The sequence below is a fragment of the Streptomyces sp. bgisy130 genome (genome assembly GCF_057708345.1).
Genome location: NZ_JBYISA010000002.1, coordinates 241,917 through 261,324, shown reverse-complemented (window position 1 = coordinate 261,324; position 19,408 = coordinate 241,917). Strand labels below are relative to the sequence as shown.

Below are 19,408 nucleotides of genomic sequence, written 5' to 3'. Positions count from 1 at the left end.
GCTTGCGCCGTCCGTCGCACGGGCATTGCAACTGACGGTCCGTCACCCTACCCTTCCGGCACACCCCCACCGCACCGGGGCGCTCGTACGGTCTCACCCCTACGATCCGTGCGCGGTGCAACGGGGCGGCGCGCCGCGTGCCGGAAGGACAGCCATGTCCGACGACAGCGCTCGCAGACCCTCCCTCACCCGCCGTACGTTACTGACCGGTGCCGCCGCCGCGGGGCTTGCCGCGGCGGCCGGGCTACAGCCCTCGCATCTCATCCCCGCGGGCAGCGCCGCGGCCACTCTCACCCCTCCGCCCGACTTCCCCGCGGGCATCCCCCTCTCCCAACAGGCCTTCCGGAACTGGTCGCTGGAGATCGTCGTCGAGGGCGTCTGGACGGCTTCGGCCCGTACGCCCGATGATGTGGCCACCCTCGCCAACTGGGCTCATCAGCACGGCTACCGGCTCCGGGCGCGCGGCAAGGGCCACACCTGGTCACCGCTGGTGGTGCCCGCCGGGGCCGACACCAACCGCACCGTCATCGTCGACACCACCTCCCACCTCACCGCGGTCAGTGTGCGTGACGGCAATCCGGGAAGCGTCACCGCGCAGGCGGGGGCGACCCTGGACCGGATCCTCGCCCGCCTGGAGGAGTCGGGGCTCGGCCTCGCCACCACCACGGCGCCCGGGGACCTGACCATCGGCGGGGTACTGGCCATCGGCGGCCACGGCACCGGGGTACCCACCGCCACCGAGAACCCGCCATCGGGCTCCGGCTTCGGCACCCTGAGCTCGCTGGTCACCTCGCTCACCGCCGTCGTCTGGAGCGCGGCGGACGGCCGCTATGTGCTCAAGACGTTCTCCCGCTCCGACCCGGACATCCGGGCCTTCCTCGTCCACCTGGGCCGCGCCTTCGTCACCGAGGTGACGCTGACGGCCGCGGCCAACACCCGGCTGCGCTGCCAGAATTGGTACGACGTGAACGTGGGCACCGTCTTCGGTCCCCCCGGTACGGGCGGCCGCACGATCGGCTCCTACCTGGACCGCACCGGGCGCATCGAGGCGATCTGGTTCCCGTTCACCGATGTGCCGTGGCTGAAGGTGTGGAGCGTGGCACCCAGCAAGCCGCTGCTCTCCCGGCAGATCGACTCCCCGTACGCCTACACCTTCGCCAACCGGGTCACCGAGGAGATGTCGCGGCTGCTCGGGGAGATCGCCGCGGGCGGGGGTGACAAGACGCCCGTCTTCACCAAGCTGGCGATGTCCATCGTCGGCTCCGGGCTGATCGTCACCGGCACCTGGGACGTCTGGGGCTGGTCGAAGAACAGCCTGCTGTACGTCGAACCCAGCACGCTGCGGATCGTCGAGGCGGGGTGGGCGGTGCTCACCTCCCGGGCGAATGTGCAGCGGGTGGTGAGTGACTTCTACTCCCGCTATCAGCAGGTGCTCACAGCGCACCAGGGCCGCGGCTCCTATCCCGTCAACGGCCCGATCGAACTGCGCATCACCGGTACGGACCCGCTCGACGGTCCCCTGCTCTCCCCGGCCCGGGCCCGTCGGGACCATCCCGAGTGGGACACCGTGGTGTGGCTCGACTTCGCCACCTATCCCGGTACGCCGGGCGCCGCCCCGTTCTTCCGGGAGCTGGAGCAGTGGATCTGGCAGACCTACACCGGGTCGTATGCGACCGTGCGTCCCGAGTGGTCCAAGGGCTGGGCCTATACGGACAGCGGGCCGTGGCGGGACTCCTCCACCCTGGGCGGCACCGTGCCGGCCGCCTTCGACGAGTGGCGTACCGCCCGGGACATCCTCAACTCCTACGACCCGGCAAGGGTGTTCTCCAATACGTTCCTCGACACCCTGCTGCCCTGAGACACCCCCCAGGGGGCGCGCGGAAATTCCGCGCGCCCCCCTTATCGAAATCACCCGGCACGTCCGTAACACCCGTAACAAGCGCAGGAAACAACCCGCTAAGCGGTCATCACGAGGTTGGCGGGAATTTTGCGCCAGAGGCCCGGGGCGCTTTCCGGAATCCGCCCCCTTGGTGTGTGAAGTTCCTACGAACGCCGCCGCCCGCCGGACTCCCGCCGCTCTGCCGCGCCAGCTCCGCCCATGCACCGGCCTGCGGGTACAACAGCGCCCACCGACCGTCCCGCGCATTGTGGAGTCCTGCCATCCTGAGCGGTATTGAACGAGGCCGCACCCGGGCGCGATGACGCGGTTTCCAGTCATCTCCAGCGAAAATCCATCTGGCGGGAATGACAGCCGTAACAATTCTGCAAGGCAGCGTTCGGGGCTGAAAGTGAGTGCTGTGGCAGAGGCTCGTCGGGTAACTGTCGCCACATCGCCGGTTGTTCCCCCGGGTGGCTGTCCAACGACCGGGGGCAGACCGCAGAAGCGGAAACGAAGGGACGAACGTGATCCGGGTCTTGGTGGTGCACGAAACGCGGCTGCTGCGCTCGGCGCTCACCGCGCTGTTGCGCGACGAGGAGGGTATCGACGCGGTCGCCGCCTGCTGGAGAAGCGCCCCCGGGCGAGCCCGTTCCTTCCGGCCGCAGGTGTGCGTCGTCGATGGCGACTGTGCGGGTTCGGTGGCCTCCGCGGACCATCCCGGCGGACCGGGATGCGCCCTGCTCGTACTGGCCAGCGCCTGCCGGCCCGGCACCCTGCGCCGGGCCATCGCCGCCCGGGCGCGGGGCTTTGTGGACAAGGACGCGCCACCGGCCCGGCTGTTGCACGCGATAAACCTGGTGGCCGCCGGGAAGCGCTATGTCGACCATTCGCTCGGCCCGGATTTCCTGGAGGCCGCCGACATGCCGCTGACCCCGCGTGAGTTAAGCGTGCTGTCGCTCGCCGCGGGTGGCGCCTCGGTCTCCGAGATCGCCCGTGAACTGCATCTGAGCAGTGGGACGGTGCGCAATTACATGGCGGCGATCAATCGCAAGACCGGCGCCCGGAACCGGGTGGACGCGATACGGATATCGCAGGGGGCGGGCTGGGTCTAGAACCCGTCCGGTGCGTCCGTTAGGTCCCGTGATCAGCCGAGAGAGCGGGACTTAACGGCGAGGTTCTCCGCGCGCTCCGGTGCGTCCGGCTGCCAGCTTCCCGCGAGATCCCGGTAGAGGGGCGAGCGTTCGAGCAGGTCGTCATGGGTACCGCAGGTGGCCCGGTTGCCGTCGAGTACCAGGATGCGGTCGGCCCGGCGGGCCGAAGTGATCCGGTGGGCCACGACGATCAGCGTTCCGGGCCGGTCCGCGAAGGCGCGCTCGGCCCGCATTTCCGCCGCCGGATCGAGGTGGCAGGTCGCCTCGTCGAGGAGGACGAGGGGGGCGGGAGACAGATACGCCCGGCCCAAGGCGATCAGCTGGCGCTCGCCCTGGGACAGCGCACCCGGGTCGAGCGGGGCGTCGAATCCGCCCAGCCTGCGCACCAGCGCGGCCAGGCCCACGGCGTCCGACGCCGCCTCCAGGGCGGTCGTGGAGGCACCGTCCGGGCACAGATAGAGCAGGTTCTCGCGCAGGGTTCCGGAGAAGACGTATGCCTGTTGCGGGATGAGCACCCGCAGCAGGGACGGATCGGTTCCGGAGGGGGCGCGGACCGGCCGGCCGGCCACGCGTATCTCGCCGTGGCCGGGTTCGAGCAGACCGGCGACGAGAGCGGTCAGGGTCGACTTTCCGATGCCGCTCGGCCCCACCACGACGAGGTGCTCGCCCGGTGCGACGGTCAGGTCGAGGTCGTGCAGCACGGGCTGGGCGGCGGGCCCGTAGGCGAAGGTCACCGCACGGAGTTCGACGTGGGGGCCGTCGGGCGGGGCGGGGACGTGGGGCGCGGGCTCCTGCGCAGTGGCGGCGGGTGCGGCGGGGGGCTCGGGAGCGGGGCCGGGGCCGGTGGTGAGCCGGTCGAGGACCACAAGGAGCCGGGTGCCGGCCGAGCCCAGCGCGTTCATCAGGGTGTGCAGGGCGGGCAGCAGGGACTGGGTCAGATAGGCCAGCGCGCCCAGCACGGCGCCGGGGGTGAGCCCTTGCCGCAGCAGCCAGGGCGCGGTGACCAGCAGCAGCAGGATGGGCAGTTGGCCGGCCAGGCCGAGCGCGAGACAGCGGACGGCGGCCCAGCGCGCCAGCTGCCGGGCCGCGCGGGCCTCGCCCTCGATCACGCCGTACGCCCGCTCCGCGGTCCGCTGCTGCGCACCGCAGGCCACCACGTCCCGCAGCCCCTCGGCGACGGCGCCGAACTGCGTGGCCAGGTCCTCGTCCGCCTGGAGAAAGGCGCGCTGGCGGGCCGCCATCGGCCGGAGGGTGGCCAGGAAGAGCAGCAGCCCGGCCGCGAGCGGAGGCAGCACGATCAGCAGCAACTGGGGTGCCAGGGAGAGCAGTCCGAGCACCGCTCCGGCCGCGGTGAACACGAAGGAGCGGGCGACCAGGACCAGTCCGGCGAAGCTGTCCCGGGCGATCTCGGTCTGGTTGGTCAGCCGGGAGACCACGGCGCTGTCCGCCGCCCGGGCCGGCTGCGCCACGGCATGCGACAGCGACCCCGACACCACCTGACGGACCAGGCCGTCGCGCAGCGGCTCGACGAGGTCGGCCAGTCCGCGGAAGACCCCTCGGCCGGCCAGCCCGCCGACGATGACGGCCAGTGCGGTGACGCCCAGCCAGACCAGCCCGACGCCGGTGTGGCCGGCCAGAAAGCCCTGGTCCAGGGCCTTTGCCAGGCCGTAGCCGCCGAGGAAGGTGTGGGCGGACTCCAGCAGTGACCAGCCGGCCAGCAGCAGCAGTACCCGGATCCGGCGGCGGAGAAAGCGCCTTGCCCGGGGCAGCAGTCGTGCGGTCGCGGTCGTCATGAGGCGGTCCGGGTGTCCTCGTCGTCGGTATGGGCGAATACCGCGCGGTAGTCGGCGTCCGCCCAGAGCCGGTCGTGCGGGGCGACGGCGCGGAGCCGGCCGTCCTCCAGCCACGCGACCAGATCGGCGCGGGCGGCGGAGGAGACGCGATGGGCGATCAGCAGTCTGCTGCCGGTCCGTACGTCATGGACCAGGGCCCGGCGGACATGGAGTTCGGTGACGCTGTCCAGGCTGGAGGTGGCGTCGTCGAGGACGAGCAGCCGGCCCGCGTGCGCGAACGCCCTTGCCAGGCCCAGGCGTTGGACCTCCCCACCGGACAGCGGGGCACCGGTGAGCGGTGCGGCGTATCCCCCGGGGAGGAGCCGGACGAACGAGTCCGCACCGGCCGCGCGGGCGGCGGTCTCGATGGCCCGGTCCGGGGGCTCGTAGGGGCCGAAGGCGATGGCGGCCCCTACGGTGGCGCCGAACAGGGCGGGGCGTTCGAAGGCGTAGCCGATCTCGCGGCGCAGTTGCGCGGGGTCGGCCTCGTCGAGGGGTATCCCGTCCAGCAGCACCTGCCCGCTGTCGGGATCGGTGAGCCGGCCCGCGACGGCGGCGAGCAGCGACTTGCCCGCCCCCGAGTGCCCGACGACCGCCATGGTCGTGCCGCCGGGCACCACCAGGTCGACCTCGCGCAGTGCGGGGGTGCCGCCGCGGAGGACGGTGACCGCGCGCAGTTCGAGCCGGCCGGGGCCGTCGGCGGGCAGCGGCCGGGAGCCCTGCGCCGGCCTGGGCAGGGTGAGGAGTTCGCCGGTGCGGTGGGCGGCGGCACGGCTGCGCACCAGGGAGTTGAGCTGCCCGACGACCCCGCCCAGCCCGGCGGTGAGGGCGGCATACCGGGAGGCCGCCAGCAGCGCACCGACGGAGAGGCTGCCGGATGCCAGCCGGATTCCGCCGACGGCGAGGACGGCGGTGGTCAGCAGCGGCACCAGGATGCTGCTGCTGACCACGGCGCGGCCGTAGATCTGCCACATCTGCCGTCCCTGCGCGCCCAGTTCGGGAAGCGGTGCGAGCACCCTGGCCCGTTCGCGCCCCGCCGTTCCCGCCGCGGCGATGGTCCGGGCGCCGCCGAGCGCCTCGACGAGCCGGGTCGCGAGGTCCGCCTGGACGCGTTGATAGCGCCGGACGCTGTCGGAGGATCCGCGGGCGAAACGGCGCAGCAGCCGGGTCAGCAGCGGCAGTCCGGCCAGGAACACGGCGGCCAGCCAGATGTCGGTGAGCGCCAGGGCGATCAGGGCGCCGGCCGGGGTGATGACGGCGGCGAGGCCGGTGGCCGCGGCGGTGGGTGCGGTCCCGGCGTCCGCGGCGTTCCCGGTGAGGCGGGTCACCAGGTCACCGGGGGTGAAGCGGTCGGCGACCCGGTGCGGGGCGAGGGAGAGCAGCTGGTCGATACCGCGCCGGCGGAGCCAGGCGGTGCTGCGGGCGGTGGTGACGCCGCCGGTCAGCGCGACCAGCGCGTCCAGCAGCACTTCCGCGCTGAGCAGTACGGCGCACAGCACGAGGGCCCCGTGGAGTCCCGGACGGGCACCGAGCACGAGGTCGAGGGTGTGGCCGACTACGGCGGGCAGCGCGAGGGCGGCACCCGCGGACGCCACGCTGAAGAGGCAGACGGCGAGGGTGCGTACGGGACTGTGCCGGAAGGCTCCGGTCAGGACGGAGCGGGCGCCGGGGTCCGGCCCGCGCCGGGCGGCCGGCGGGGACGGGGGCGAGGAGGGCCCGGGGGTGGTGCGGGGCATACGGGTGCGGACCTCGCCTCCAAGGGACGGATACGGGCGGCAGCGGCAGGCCCCGGGCGGTGTGGCCACCCGGGGCTCGCCGTGACTTACGCGCTACGGAGACCGAGGTCCCGTAGCGGCGGGAAGTCAGTTACAGGTGGTGACGCTCAGGCTGCTGTCACCGCAGAGCAGCAGGCTCGCGCGGCTGCCGGTGTGCAGCTCCTCCGTGGCCTCGGCCTTGGGGGTCTCCAGCGTCTGAAGGTCAAGAAGGGACATGGTGGTTCCTCTCTGATGGGGACGGTGTTTCTCGATCGGCCCCGGACGGGGCCGGCTTCAGGGCCGCCTGGGCGGCGGGAGGAAGGGCAGGTGCACGGGGGTGTCGTGCAGGGCGCTGCCCAGTGCGAGCAGGCATCCGGCGGTGCCGGTGCTCAGGTCCATGGAGAGCCGCATCATCTGCTCCCCGGCGAAGGCCAGCCGGCCTTGGTAGGGCACGGCGCCCCAGGCCAGGGAGTCGATCTGGCGGCGGAGGTCGGCGGCGTGGGTGCCGGGGCCGCCGGCCGTGGTGCGGGCGAGGTGCAGCACCATGCCCGCCGCGCCGCGGAACAGGCCGGGCTGGGCATAGAACTTGGCCTGGGCGGCCTGCACGATCTCGCTCCGCGCCCGTGCGAACTCCTCGTCCGGGCGATGGGCGAGGAAGTCGTCGAGCACCATGCCGATGCCGACGCTGCCGGCGCCGAGGTACGGCATGGTCCGCCAGCCCTCGTTGACCTGGAGGGCTCCCCCGGCGCCGCGGACGCAGCGGGACAGGTCCCGGCGCAGGGCGTCGGCGGCCAGATCGAGCAGCGCGGGGTCGTCGGTGCGCTCGTACAGACGCAGGAAGAGCAGGGCCGCTCCGCTGTCTCCGTGCAGCAGCCCGGCGCGGGGCGTCGCAGCGCCCTCGGCGGGCGGCGCGGCGGTCCGGAGCTTGTCGGCCACGAGCTGGGCGCAGTGCAGGGCCCGTTCGCCGAGGGCGGTTTCGCCGGTGGTGCCGGCCAGCGAGTCGAGGGCCAGTCCGAGGCCCGCCAGGCCACTGTGCAGATCGGGCGCGATGTCCTGCCGGCGCTGGGTGGCGACGGTGTCGATGAGGTCCAGGGCCTGATCCCGGTGTCCGAGCCGGTCCAGGACCCATGCGACGCCGGACAGCCCGTCATAGAAGCCGAGCGGGCTGCCGGACGCGGGGGTCTTCGTCCTCCGCAGCAGCCACTCCTCCGCCTCCGGGCAGCGGTCCGCGCCGGTCTCCGCCAGGGCGTACAGCACCCCGGCCGCCCCGTAGGCGAAGCAGGTGCCCCCGCCCGTGGTGGAGAACTGGGCGATGTCGCCGGGGAAGTAGCGGTCCTCCCGGTCGGGGGTCGCCGAGGCGAGCACGGCCCGGACCATGGAGTCGCGGCTGTGCGGCCAGTCGCCGAGGGCCACGGGGAGGTAGTCCGCTCCCCCGGTCCGGCCGGTGCGGACGGGGGCGTGCGTGGGCCGGTACCCGCGCAGGATCTCCGCCACCGCTTCGTCGAGATAGTCGCGGGGCACCGGGAACTGTGCGGCGGCGATCTCCGCCAGATGGGCCGCCTTGTTGCGGTCCACCGCGAAGAGGCTGGTGAGCGGGAGGAACAGCGCAAGTCGCAGACAGGCCAGGGCATAGCGGTCGACATCGAAGCCGCGGCGGTCCGCGGGGGCGACGAAGCCCGGGTTGGCGATCACCTGGCGGCTGGACTCGTCGTCGACGGATGCGGCCTCGAAGTCCAGGAGCACCACGGAGGATTCGTCCTCGGACATCATGATGTTGAAGAGGTGCAGGTCGTTGAAGACCACGCCACGGGAGTGGATCGCCTTGACGGCGTCGGCCACCAGGGCGTGGACGCGCATGGCCCACTCGGTGTACTCCGCGAGCCGCTCGGGGCTCGGATCGGCCTCGATCAGCGGGTGACGGTGTGCGAAGAAGCTGTTCAGCGGCCGGCCTTCGATGAACTCCAGCACCAGGAAGGTGTGCTCGCCGAGGGTGAACCAGTCGTGCACCTCGGGGGCGCAGCCGAGTCCGGAGAGTCTTTGCAGCGCGTCCCGCTCCCGCTCCAGCCGGGTCACGGCGTCCGCTTCATCGGCGGCCAGCCCGGCGTGGGGCCGTGCCTCCTTCAGCACCACCCGCTGGTCGGTCCGCAGGTCCCGGCCGACGTAGACGCCACCGCCGTTGGAGAAGTGCAGTGCCTGCTCGATCTTGTACGGCAGATCGGTGACGGTGGTGGCGGAACGGGCGGCCAGATGCGGCTGGAGGAACTCCGGGAGGATGACCCACTCGGGGACGCGGAACGCCGGCTCGCGGCGGTCGGGGACCAACTGACCCTGGCCGTCCTCGATCGCGGGGCGGAGTTCGCCCTTGTCGTCGTAGCAGTGCCGCTCGGTGAAGCTGCCGTAGCGCACATACACCGGGCCGTCGCCCCAGCGCAGATCGCTGAGGATGTACGGTCCCGGTTCGCCGGCGAGCAGCTCGTTCAGCTCCTCGGCGATGCGGCCGCACTGCTCCTCGTCGGCGGGGTAGACCGTGAGGAACTTTCCGCTGGCGCCGCGGTCGGCGTATTTGGCGTTGCGGATGTGCAGCAGGTACCGGGTCGGCATGCACTTGAAGGCGATCGAGCGCGGAACGCAGTAGTCCCAGACCTTGGCCAGCACACGTTCGGCGTTGTCCAGGCAGGCCGAGACATGGATCTTCCAGCCCTGGCTGGGGAGTTCGCGGTCCAGCGGGCGGAACGCCAGCCAGTCGCCGGAGCGGTGGCGCTGCCAGCCCTCCGGCAGCTCCCGGTTCAGCGTCGCGTACGGAGCACCGCGGCCGGTGCTGCTCGCGGGCAGCCGGTGGGGAGCGTCGTAGAACTGTCGGTCGGCGTCGCAAAAGACGGCGTAACCCTTGTTCATCGCACTCCCTCGGCTGGTGACAGGGATGACGCTGTCATGGCGCGGGGAGCGGGAAACAGTCATGACTGTCACGAAGAACCCGTGAGAAATGCACGTTTGCTGCGAATTTGCTGGGAACTGAAGGGGCGGCCGGGCCCGCCGCCCTTCCCTTAGGCGGGACGGAGGGTGAGAGTGCCCTCCGGCTCGTCGTGGACACAGGGCCGGAAGCCGGAGCTGATCCGGTCGAGGAGCCCTTGCAGCCACCGGGCGTCCTGGCGGGAGGCGTGCCGCAGCCGCATCCGCCGGGACTGTAGGGGGACGATCCGCACGTCGTGGAGCCTGCCGGTGTCCGGGGCCAGCGTGACGAGGAAGAGCAGCCGCAGATCGTCCCGGTACGCCTCGTAGCCGGTGATGCCCTCGTAGTCATCGATGAAGTCGCCGCACCCGTGGATCACGAGCTTTCCGCGATATGCCTCCAGGGCGCGGGGGTGGTGCGAGGAGTGACCGTGGACGAGGTCCACTCCGCCCTCCAGGAGGCCATGGGCGAAGGCGGCCTCGCTCCGCAGCACGTGGTAGCCCCAGTTGGGGCCCCAGTGGACGGAGGCGACCGCGATGTCCCCCGGCCGCTTCACCTGCCGTACTTGCCCGATGATCTCGCCCGCGGCGGCCGGTGAGGGCCGGGCCACGTAGTCGACCCCGGAGCGGCCGCCGGCCGCCGCCCATTCCCGCGGGATCCCGCTGGACGGCATCCCGAAGGAGAACACCAGGATCCGGCGGCCGTCCGCGGCGGGGACGATCGCCGGGCGGCGCGCGGCGTCGGGGTCCGCTCCCGCCCCCGCCGTCCGCAGTCCCGCGCCCGCGAGCGCGCCGAGGGTGTCCGCCAGTCCCTGGCGGCCGAAGTCCAGGACGTGGTTGTTGGCCAGTACGCAGACGTCGGGGCGGGCGGCGGCCAGACAGGGCAGGTTCGCCGGGTTCATCCGGTAGTGGATTTCCTTCTCGGGTGCAAATCCGGCGTACCGCGTGACGCTGGTTTCCAGGTTGAGCACCCGGGCGGCGGGCGCCGCGTCGTCGAGTACCTCCAGGGCGTCCCCCCATGGCCAGGCGAAGTCGGCCGGACACGGAACGGGGCCGTTTTTCGCCGCCGCCAGTTCGACATAGGCGCGGGCGTCCCGGAGGTACCCCTCCCGCAGCGCCGGGTCCCCGGGGTGCGGCAGGATCTGGTCGACCCCACGGCCGAGCATGACGTCACCGCAGAGGAACAGTGTGAGCAAGTCACCGCCCATTCCCCCAGGTTAATCCGGCCGGCCGAGGTTTCGCGGCGGGCGGGGGGCCGCCGCGCTCCACGGCGCCCCGGAGCCGGGAAGGCCCCGGCCCCGGCTTCGTCCCCTCCGCCTGAGCTGCGCCGGCGTACCGGCGACACGGCTCAGCCGGCGTCACACCGCGCCGGCGCCCCGGCCTGCGGACCGTGCGGTGTGGTGGAGTCCGCCGCGGGGGCCTGGGGCGTCGCCGGCACGGGGAGCGCCGTGCCACCGCGCGCCACGGGCGGCGGCACCGGCCGGCGACCGCCGGCCAGGATGCTGACGGCGTTGGCCACCACGATCGCGGAGATGGCCAGCCACTCGATCCCGCGCAGGGTCTGGTCCAGGACGACCAGGCCGACCAGTGCCGCAAGGACGGGGTTGACGCTCATGAAAATCCCGAAGAACCGCGCGGGAACCCGGCGCAGGGCCAGCAGGTCGGCGAGGAGCGGTACGGCCGAGGAGAGGACGCCCGCGACGGCCGCGTATCCCAGGGCGCGCAGGCTCGGCGGGTGCTGGGCGAGCACGGTGATCCCGAGGGGCAGATAGAGCAGGGCGGAGACACCGGCGGCCGCGGCCGACCCCTCGGCGCCGGGCAGCCGGGCGCCGACGAGGCGGTTGAGCAGGATGTAGGACGCCCAGCACACGGCGGCGACCAGCCCGAAGGCGATGCCCGCGTAGTCGGTGGACGGTTCGGGGCGGGTCAGGATGACCACCGCCGCCCCGGCGACAAGGGCGCACAGCAGGTCCACCAGCCGGCGGGAGGCGGCCAGGGCCACGGCCAGCGGGCCGAGGAATTCCAGGGTCACCGCCAGGCCCAGGCCGATGCGGTCGATGGCGGTGTAGAGGGTCAGGTTCATGGTGGCGAACACCACGGCCAGGCACAGCACCGGCCACCACTGCCGCCAGGTGAACGAGCGCAGCCTGGGCCGGCCCACCGCCAGGAGCACGAGCCCGGCCACCCACTGCCGCACGGCCACCACCCCGGCCGGTCCGATCGCCGGAAAGGCCAGCGCTCCCGTCGCGGCGCCGGTCTGGTTGGCGAGTCCGCTGGCGCACATCATCGCCACGCCCGCCGGTCTGCCCGAGCGCGCCCCGGGTCCCCTACGGACGGCTTCCGGATGCGGCAGGCCCTGCGTGCTTCGTGTCATACCCGGCAGCCTCCGCCCGCCGGCACCGATACCTAAAATGCATCCTCGTACGCATCAATACGCTCTGGTTATGGATCTGAGGATGGAACTGCGACATCTGCGCTGCCTGGTGGCGATCGTCGATGCCGGTGGCTTCACCGACGCCGCCATCGATCTCGGGATCTCGCAGGCGGCGGTGTCCCGGACGCTCGGTTCGCTGGAAGACTTCCTCGGCGTACGGCTGTTGCACCGCACCAGCCGGAGCGTCATCCCCACTACCGCGGGTGTCCAGGTGCTGGCCCGCGCCCGGAAGGTGCTGGCCGAGGCCGACAACCTCATCCGCGAGGCCACCACCGGCCACACCCGGCTGCGCATCGGCCACGCCTGGTCGGCCATGGGCCGGCACACCGCCGAGTACCAGCGCCGCTGGGCGGCCCGGCATCCCGATATCGAGCTGCATCTGGTCCGCACGAACTCCGCCACGGGTGGTCTGGCGGAGGGGCTGTGCGACCTCGCCGTGGTCCGTACGGCCTTCGACGACGCGCGCTTCGCCAGCGCCGTCGTCGGCCAGGAACGCCGCTACTGCGCGATGGCCGCCGACGACCCCTGGGCCACCCGCCGCGCCATCCCACTGGCCGACATCCGCGGCCGCACCCTCCTCCTCGACCGGCGCACCGGCACCACCACAGCCGATCTGTGGCCCCCCGAGGCGCGTCCGGTCGTCGAGTACACCCAGGACATCGACGACTGGCTCACGGCGATCGCCACCGGCCGCAGTGTCGGCATCACCCCGGAGAGCACCGCCAACCAGTACCGGCGCGACGGCATCGTCTTCCGGCGGCTCCGGGACGCCGCTCCCGTCGCGGTCCATCTCATCTGGCGACGCCATGACCCCCATCCGGCCACCCATGCCGCCGTCGCGCTACTGACCGACCTCTACCGGCAGCGCACATGAACGGCCATCCACTCGTCCCCCTCCGGCCGCTTACGCCCGCCCCCTCTCGACGCATCGGACCGCGCCCATGACGGATCCCACTGCCGCACCGGAGCCACGCCTGGCGGCGCTCGGTCCCTTCTGCGCCTTCGAGACCCATGCCGGGGGCTCCGAACTCACTCCTCCCTGGCGGAAGTTGAGCGAGGTGACGGAGGAGGGGAACGACGTCCTCCGGGAGCGGGTCGCCGCCGTGCGGGCCTCCCTCGCCGCCAACAGCGGCAGACCACCCGAGGCCGTCGAGCAACGGGTGGCCGCCTCGGTGGCCCATCTGGGCCTGGTCGCACGGGTCATCTCACCGGCCCTCGGCCTGGCCGCCCTGCACGGCCTGCCCTCGCGACCGCTCACCCTGGCCGACCTGCGGTGGGAGTCCGCCCTCGGCGGCGCATTCCGGCTCTCGCTGCCCCGGGAGGCGGTGACCCCGGCCGCGGCCGAGGGCGTACGGCACAGCACCGGCACCGGCAGTACCACCCGCCCACTCAGCGCCCTCGCCGAAGACCTGCTGGCCGGACCGGTCCACGACCTGGTGGTCGCCTTCGCCCCCTTCTCGGTCTCCCGGCACATCCTGTGGGGCAATGTGGCCTCCGCCGTGAACGGCGCAGCCACGGGCATCACCGCCGCGGCCCCCGCCCTGGCATCCCCCGCCCGCGCAGCGGCCCTGGCCTTCCTGCAACACCCGCAACTACGGAACACCCACACCCTGGACCCGCACAACGCCCGCTTCACCCGCCGAAGTTGCTGCCTCATCTACCGCGCCGCACCGGGCGGCGCGGGCGCGCTGTGCGGCGATTGCGTGCTGCTGCGCGGACGGGGCGGAGGCGGGCGCGGACGGGGACGGGGACGGGGACGGGCGGGCGATGAGCGGGCATGAACGCGGGCGGCGCCCTGGACAAGTCACTCGCCCGGCAATATGCCGCCCACTCCGGTGTGGCAGTCCGCTCAGCCCACGTGGACACGGGGGCGGCGGTCGCGGTCGGGTTCGGCCTCGCGGAGGACTTCGCGGGTGACGGGGGCGACTTCGCCCTGGCCGAAGAGGAAGAAGCGGAGGAACTGGGCGAAGGGATTGCCTTCGGTCCACTCGAAGTAGATGTGCGGCCGCTGTCCGGTCAGGTCGCGGGCGTGCAGCAGCAGGGCGGCCAGCGCGTTGGAGATGGTGGAACTCTCCAGGCAGAGCACCCGGTAGCGGCCGTGCAGGACCTCGCCACGTACCCGTAGTTCGCTCTCGAACTCCGAGGGGTCGCCGACGGTGACCTCGACAAAGATGAAGTCCTCGTCGGCCGGGAGGTCGTTGTCGGTGCGGATCTGGTCGAGCTTGTCGCGGTATTCGGCCAGGTCCCGCTGGTCGGGTTCGTTGGCGATGAAGCGGATCTTGCGATGGGCGATATCGCGGATGAACCGCTCGGCCATGGTGTCGAGCACGACGCTGGTCACGCGCAGTTCGAAGGCGCGGGCGAGGCGGGAGAGGAACGACACCAGGATGATGCCGGCGATGAAGCAGGCACCGATCTTGACGCCGTCGGGGCGCTCGATGATGTTCGCGATGGTGGTGTAGAGGAACACCAGGGAGATCGCGGCGAAGCCGATCGTCCAGCCGCGCTCCCGGGCCCGGCGTGCGGCGATGGTCACGGCGATCGCGGCGGAGCTGATCAGGACCAGGACACCGGTGGCGTAGGCGCCGCCCTGGGCGTCCACGTCGGCGTTGAAGATCCAGGTGACCAGGAAGGCGATCAGGGTGAAGACCAGCACCATCGGGCGCACCGCGCGGGCCCAGTGGGGCGCCATGCCGTAGCGCGGCAGGTACTGCGGCATCAGGTTCAGCAGTCCGGCCATGGCCGAGGCGCCGGCGAACCAGAGGATGGCGATGGTGGAGATGTCGTAGACCGTGCCGAAGGCCGAGCCCAGGTACTCGTGGGCCAGATAGGCCAGGGCGCGGCCGTTGGCCGATCCGCCGGGCCGGAACGCGTCCTCCGGGATGAGCACGGTGGTGATGAAGCTGGTGACGATGAGGAAGACGCTCATGATCGCGGCAGAGGTGGTGAGCAGTTTCTTCGCGCCGCGGATCCGTCCGGTGGGACGCTCCTCGGTGTCACCGGGGTCGCCCTCGATGTGCGGCATGACCGCCACGCCGGTCTCGAAGCCGGACAGGCCCAGCGCCAGCTTCGGGAAGACCAGCAGGGCCACGCCGACCATCGCCAGCGGGCTGCCGTGCTCGGTGGTCAGGGCCTGCGACCAGTCGGTGACGACCTGCGGCGCGGTCGCCACATGCCACAGTCCGGCGACGACCACAGCCACGTTCAGCGCCAAGTAGAGGCCGACGAGGACGACCGCCACCCCGATCGCCTCCAGGAAGCCCTTGAGGAACACCGCGCCCAGCAGCGCGATCAGGATCAGGGTGATGGTCATCTGGCCGTTGTGCAGGGCGCTGGTGAGGTGCGGGTTCTCCACCAGGTGGGTCGCCGCGTCGGCCGCCGACAGGGTGATGGTGATGAGGAAGTCGGTGGCGGCGAAGCCCAGCAGCGTCAGCACGAACAGCTTGCCCTGCCAAAAGGACAACAGCCGCTCCAGCATCGCGATCGAGCCCTGGCCGTGCGGGCTCTCCTTCGCCACCCGCCGGTAGACCGGCAGCGCCCCGGCGAGCGTCACGAGGACCAGCACGATGGTGGCGACCGGCGACAGCAGCCCCGCCGCCAGGGCGGCGATGCCCGGCTGATAGCCGAGGGTGGAGAAGTAGTCCACACCGGTCAGGCACATCACCCGCCACCACCGCTGCCCCGGGTGGGAGCTCACCGGCCCGGCGTGCGCACCTTTCTGATGCTTGGCCATATCGGACAGGCCCTCAAGCATCCAGGCGTGCAGGCGCTGCCGCGCCGTGGCCCCGGAGGAAGCACCGGCAGGGGCGGAGGCGGCCATCGTGTGCTCCTGTCGTACCGCGAAAGCATCCCGCCATCGACGAGACGGCCAGGTCAGCGTAAGCAGTCGGGGCCCGGTGACCGCGGTGTTCAGCGTGGTGACGCTTTCGTGTCTCCACGGGCAGCTGTCGTGTCTCCGCGGGCAGCGGCGGCGGCCGGGGGGCCGGACCGGCCACCACCGTCGCGCCGCGCCGGTTGTCCGGTGAGGTAGTGCACGTACTCGTGCGCCAGGCGGAAGCCGGCGGTCCAGGCGAGGAGCCGGCTGGGGCGGTGGTCGCGGGAACAGGTCCAGCTGGGGGTGTGGCCGCGGCCCGCGATGTCCTGGCACAGGGCGGTCACACAGGCCAGCGCGAGGCGCCGGCGGCGGTGTGCGGGCGCGGTGTAGCAGGCGATGTCCTCGTACGCGGTGCCGTGGAAGTACGTACAGGCGACGGCGAGGACCTCGTCCGTCCCGAAGGCCGCCCAGCCGAGTCCGGAGGCGGCGAGACCGGCCGGGCCGCCCCAGCTGGCGTGGAGCCATGCCGCGTCCGGTGCGAGGGCGGCCAGCGCCGGGGCGTCCGCGGGCAGCAGCCGGCGCACCGTCACCCCGCGCGGCGGGCGCGGCGCCGCCACGGGCACCTGGTGCACGTACAGCATCCGCTCCCACGGCACGATCCGGCCGAAGGCGCTGCCCAGGGCCGGCAGGAAGCAGCCGGGCGCCTGTACGTAGTGCGCGTCGAAGACGGCGAGGGCATCCGGTGCCAGGGCGCTCGGGTCGCCGCGGAGCAGCGCATGTCCGGCGCAGGTGACGGCCAGCGTGCGGGGCGCGTGGGGGCGGTCGGCCCACCAGCGTCCGGTCCCGGCGGCCGGTACATGTTCGGCCAGCGCCGCCGTCCCCGGCACCCCGGCGGCGAACCAGCGGGCGAGCGGCGGGAGTTGGTCCGGGGCGAGTTCGATCACTGCGGTCCCTTGAGGTGATCGCGGGACGGCCCGGCCCGTGCGGAACCGGGGCCGCCCGCTCGGCGCCTGCGGCACATCGACCGCCAGGACGATACGGGAGGAAAGCCGGAAGTCGGGCGCGATCCGCTTCGGCGCTCGTCGTGTCGCCGCGTCGCCGGTTCGCCGCCGGGCCGTGTCACCGCATCGCCGCGCCGCCCCCTGCCCCCGCCCCCTGCCGCCGACCCATTACGCACTCTGTGACCAGGCAATTTCGCTCCGCGACCGTTCCCCGCGCGGCCTGGACTCCGGCGTGTGGTGTGCCAGAGTGGAGGAGGACGGACCGTGTATCGGTACGGACCGGGTACCGGTGCGTGCAGAGAGAGTGCCTGTCATGTCCCTTCAGTCGGATCGCCTCGACGCGGTCACCGCGCATCCCAGGTCCCCGCCTCGCCGGAGCGAGGAGTACGAGGACCTGTTCGATCAGGCTCCGGTGATCTTTGCTGCGCTGAGCGGCCCGGCTCATCTGCTGGAGGCGGCGAATCCGGCGTTCTTCGAGGCCTTCGGCGGCGATCGCGGACGTACCGATGTGCCGGTCGGCGAGCTGATCCCCGAGCTGGCCCAGCAGGGCGTCCTGGACCGGCTCGACACGGTGTACCGCACCGGCACCGCGTACCGGGCCCGCGCGGGGCGGCTGGTGCTCGGTCCGCCAGGAGCGGAGCGGGAGGGGTTCTTCGACTTCACCTACGAGCCCCGCCGGGACGCGCTCGGCCGGATCGACGGCGTGGTCGTCATCGCGGTGGAAACCACCGCCTTCCACCACGCCCAGCTCCTCGCGGCCGAGCAGCGCCTCCTGCTGGAGCAGATCGCGAGCGACGCCCCACTGGGCGAGATCCTCACCCGTATGGCGCGGGCGATCGAGGAGTTGTCCCCGGAACTGATCGTCTCGGTGCTGCTCACCGATTCCGACGGCACGCATCTGCTGCACGGCACCGGCCCGAGCCTGCCCACCTTCTACAACGACGCCATCGACGGCATCGCCATCGGTCCGGACGTCGGCTCCTGCGGGACGGCCGCCTATCTCCGCGAGCCGGTGATCGTCTCCGAGATCGCCACCGACAGCCGGTGGAAGGGCTACCGCGACCTGGCCGCGCGGGCCGACGTCGCGGCGTGCTGGTCCACCCCGATCATGGGGACGGACGACCGGCTGCTGGGCACCTTCGCGATATATCACCGCCTCCCCAAGGCCCCCGCGGACAAGGACGTGGCCCTCAGCGGTGCGTTCGCCCGTATTGCCGCGCTGGCCATCGAACGCCACCGGGCCCTGGAGGAGGGGCGTGCCGCCCAGGAGCGGGAGACGGCGGTCCGGGACGACCTGGCCTTCGTATTGGAGGCCAGCACGGCCATCACCCGTGAGCTGCACTACGACGACTGTCTGCAACGCCTGGCCCGGCTTACCGTGCCCACCCTGGCGCCGCTGTGCACGGTCCATGTGCTGGAGGACGGCCGGACCCGGCGGATCGCCGTGGCCGCCGCCACCCCGGCCGACGAGGAGCTGCTCGCCGCCCCCGGCATGCAGGAGGAGGTCGACCGGGCGGTGCGCCGGGTCCTGGCGTCCGGCACGACGGAGACGGACCACGCCGATGTCGCACGCGGCGGCCGCCCCGCGCTGCCCGGCGTCACCGGTTATGTCTCCGTGCCGCTGGGCGCCCGCGGCCGCACCTTCGGAGTGCTGACGCTGCTGGCCACCGGCCCGCCCCTGGACGGCCATGCCATCGCCCTCGCCGAGGAACTGGCCCGCCGGGCCGCGTCCAGTGCCGACAACGCCCACCAGTTCACCGACCGCGTCCGGCTGGCCCGCGACCTACAGGCCGGGCTGCTGCCTCCCGAGCTGCCCAGGATTCCCGGCGCCGATCTGGCGGCGTCCTACCACCCCGCCGGCGAAGGGCTCGATGTCGGTGGCGACTTCTACGATGTCTTCCCGCTCCCCGACAACCGCTGGGCGCTCATGATCGGCGATGTGTGCGGGCGGGGCGCCCTGGCCGCCACCACCACCGGTATGGTCCGCCACACCGCCCGCGCCGCCGCGCGGCTGCTGCACGACCCGGTGGCCGTGGTCGCCGCCATCAACGACGCACTGACCGAAGGCCCCGTCGACGAGGACTTCTTCGTCTCGCTCGTCTACGGCGAACTGCGGCACACCGCCTCGCACCTCACACTGGACCTGATCCGCGCCGGCCATGTCCCACCGCTCGTCCTGCGCGCCGACGGCGCGGTCGAACAGCTCACCCAGTCGGGCCTGCTGCTGGGTGTGGCTCCCGCGTTCGACGGTTGCGTGTGCCGGGTCGACCTCTTCCCGGGCGACAGCCTGGTCCTGGTCACCGACGGCATCACCGAGGCCCGCTCCGCCGCCGGTGAGTTCTTCGACGAGCACCGCCTGGCCGCTGCCCTCCACCCGCGGCGCCCCGCGGCCGGTGCCGCCGGTCTCATCGAGTCCGTCAATGCCGCGGTGACCGCCTTCGCGGGCCCCTCCACCCCCGACGACCAAGCCGCTCTGGTCCTCACCGCCACCTGACCGCTACGGCACACCCGCCACCGGCCCATGAGCACGCAACGACGTCCGGCGCACACCCGATAGCCCGATGCCTCCGCGCCCCTGCCCTTCTCCGGGGAAC

General features: G+C 72.4%; 13 protein-coding genes. 5 read left to right on the top strand and 8 right to left on the bottom strand.

The annotated features are described in order from the left end of the window. The first annotated feature begins 154 nt into the window (after positions 1-154). Together AC3EUV_RS03845 and AC3EUV_RS03840 are read left to right on the top strand one after the other, a co-directional pair. Complete coding sequence (locus tag AC3EUV_RS03845; RefSeq protein ID WP_435602141.1) at positions 155-1,858, top strand: cholesterol oxidase substrate-binding domain-containing protein; 1,704 nt, start codon at positions 155-157, stop codon at positions 1,856-1,858. 545 nt (positions 1,859-2,403) lie between these two features. After that, positions 2,404-2,991: a LuxR C-terminal-related transcriptional regulator gene (locus AC3EUV_RS03840; RefSeq protein WP_432144525.1), complete on the top strand. Its 588-nt coding sequence runs from the start codon at positions 2,404-2,406 to the stop codon at positions 2,989-2,991. Positions 2,992-3,023: 32 nt separating this feature from the next. Here the strand turns inward: AC3EUV_RS03840 and AC3EUV_RS03835 are convergent, their stop codons facing one another. The 6 genes from AC3EUV_RS03835 to AC3EUV_RS03810 form a co-directional block, all read right to left on the bottom strand. After that, a complete protein-coding gene (locus AC3EUV_RS03835) occupies positions 3,024-4,823 on the bottom strand; it encodes an ATP-binding cassette domain-containing protein (RefSeq protein ID WP_435602140.1) in 1,800 nt (599 codons plus the stop codon). Next, positions 4,820-6,598 carry an ABC transporter ATP-binding protein gene (locus AC3EUV_RS03830; RefSeq protein WP_435602139.1) on the bottom strand — a complete coding sequence of 593 codons (1,779 nt, stop codon included), beginning with the start codon at positions 6,596-6,598 and terminating at the stop codon, positions 4,820-4,822. Before AC3EUV_RS03830 ends, AC3EUV_RS03835 begins: the two co-directional genes overlap by 4 nt. A gap of 126 nt (positions 6,599-6,724) precedes the next feature. Continuing rightward, a complete protein-coding gene (locus AC3EUV_RS03825) occupies positions 6,725-6,853 on the bottom strand; it encodes a SapB/AmfS family lanthipeptide (protein ID WP_042152795.1) in 129 nt (42 codons plus the stop codon). Positions 6,854-6,910: 57 nt separating this feature from the next. After that, positions 6,911-9,511 carry a class III lanthionine synthetase LanKC gene (gene lanKC / locus AC3EUV_RS03820; protein ID WP_432145667.1) on the bottom strand — a complete coding sequence of 867 codons (2,601 nt, stop codon included), beginning with the start codon at positions 9,509-9,511 and terminating at the stop codon, positions 6,911-6,913. 149 nt (positions 9,512-9,660) lie between these two features. After that, complete coding sequence (locus tag AC3EUV_RS03815; RefSeq protein WP_432145668.1) at positions 9,661-10,773, bottom strand: CapA family protein; 1,113 nt, start codon at positions 10,771-10,773, stop codon at positions 9,661-9,663. A 140-nt stretch (positions 10,774-10,913) separates the two neighbouring features. Beyond that, entirely contained in the window at positions 10,914-11,939 is a 1,026-nt protein-coding gene (locus tag AC3EUV_RS03810) for an EamA family transporter (RefSeq protein ID WP_432145669.1), read from the bottom strand. Between the two features lie 70 nt (positions 11,940-12,009). Here AC3EUV_RS03810 and AC3EUV_RS03805 point away from each other — a divergent pair, with 70 nt between their 5' ends. After that, positions 12,010-12,873: a LysR family transcriptional regulator gene (locus AC3EUV_RS03805; protein WP_432145670.1), complete on the top strand. Its 864-nt coding sequence runs from the start codon at positions 12,010-12,012 to the stop codon at positions 12,871-12,873. Between the two features lie 67 nt (positions 12,874-12,940). Next, on the top strand, positions 12,941-13,780 hold the full coding sequence (locus tag AC3EUV_RS03800) for a (2Fe-2S)-binding protein (RefSeq protein WP_435602138.1): 840 nt from the start codon (positions 12,941-12,943) through the stop codon (positions 13,778-13,780). A 68-nt stretch (positions 13,781-13,848) separates the two neighbouring features. Here AC3EUV_RS03800 and AC3EUV_RS03795 read toward each other — a convergent pair whose 3' ends face one another. Then, positions 13,849-15,819 carry an APC family permease gene (locus AC3EUV_RS03795; protein ID WP_432145672.1) on the bottom strand — a complete coding sequence of 657 codons (1,971 nt, stop codon included), beginning with the start codon at positions 15,817-15,819 and terminating at the stop codon, positions 13,849-13,851. A gap of 89 nt (positions 15,820-15,908) precedes the next feature. After that, the gene (locus AC3EUV_RS03790) at positions 15,909-16,757 is read right to left on the bottom strand and encodes a GNAT family N-acetyltransferase (RefSeq protein ID WP_435602137.1); all 849 of its coding nucleotides are present in this window, start codon (positions 16,755-16,757) and stop codon (positions 15,909-15,911) included. A 370-nt stretch (positions 16,758-17,127) separates the two neighbouring features. Between AC3EUV_RS03790 and AC3EUV_RS03785 the strand changes: the two genes are divergently transcribed. Next, a complete protein-coding gene (locus tag AC3EUV_RS03785; RefSeq protein ID WP_432145674.1) occupies positions 17,128-19,308 on the top strand; it encodes a SpoIIE family protein phosphatase in 2,181 nt (726 codons plus the stop codon). Positions 19,309-19,408: the final 100 nt, after the last annotated feature.

Coding starts and splice junctions, on each gene's coding strand:
- AC3EUV_RS03845 (WP_435602141.1), top strand. CDS start 155: ATGTCCGACGACAGCGCTCGCAGACCCTCCCTCACCCGCCGTACGTTA.
- AC3EUV_RS03835 (WP_435602140.1), bottom strand. CDS start 4,823: ATGACGACCGCGACCGCACGACTGCTGCCCCGGGCAAGGCGCTTTCTC.
- AC3EUV_RS03830 (WP_435602139.1), bottom strand. CDS start 6,598: ATGCCCCGCACCACCCCCGGGCCCTCCTCGCCCCCGTCCCCGCCGGCC.
- AC3EUV_RS03825 (WP_042152795.1), bottom strand. CDS start 6,853: ATGTCCCTTCTTGACCTTCAGACGCTGGAGACCCCCAAGGCCGAGGCC.
- lanKC (WP_432145667.1), bottom strand. CDS start 9,511: ATGAACAAGGGTTACGCCGTCTTTTGCGACGCCGACCGACAGTTCTAC.
- AC3EUV_RS03815 (WP_432145668.1), bottom strand. CDS start 10,773: ATGGGCGGTGACTTGCTCACACTGTTCCTCTGCGGTGACGTCATGCTC.
- AC3EUV_RS03810 (WP_432145669.1), bottom strand. CDS start 11,939: ATGACACGAAGCACGCAGGGCCTGCCGCATCCGGAAGCCGTCCGTAGG.
- AC3EUV_RS03805 (WP_432145670.1), top strand. CDS start 12,010: ATGGATCTGAGGATGGAACTGCGACATCTGCGCTGCCTGGTGGCGATC.
- AC3EUV_RS03800 (WP_435602138.1), top strand. CDS start 12,941: ATGACGGATCCCACTGCCGCACCGGAGCCACGCCTGGCGGCGCTCGGT.
- AC3EUV_RS03795 (WP_432145672.1), bottom strand. CDS start 15,819: ATGGCCGCCTCCGCCCCTGCCGGTGCTTCCTCCGGGGCCACGGCGCGG.
- AC3EUV_RS03785 (WP_432145674.1), top strand. CDS start 17,128: ATGTCCCTTCAGTCGGATCGCCTCGACGCGGTCACCGCGCATCCCAGG.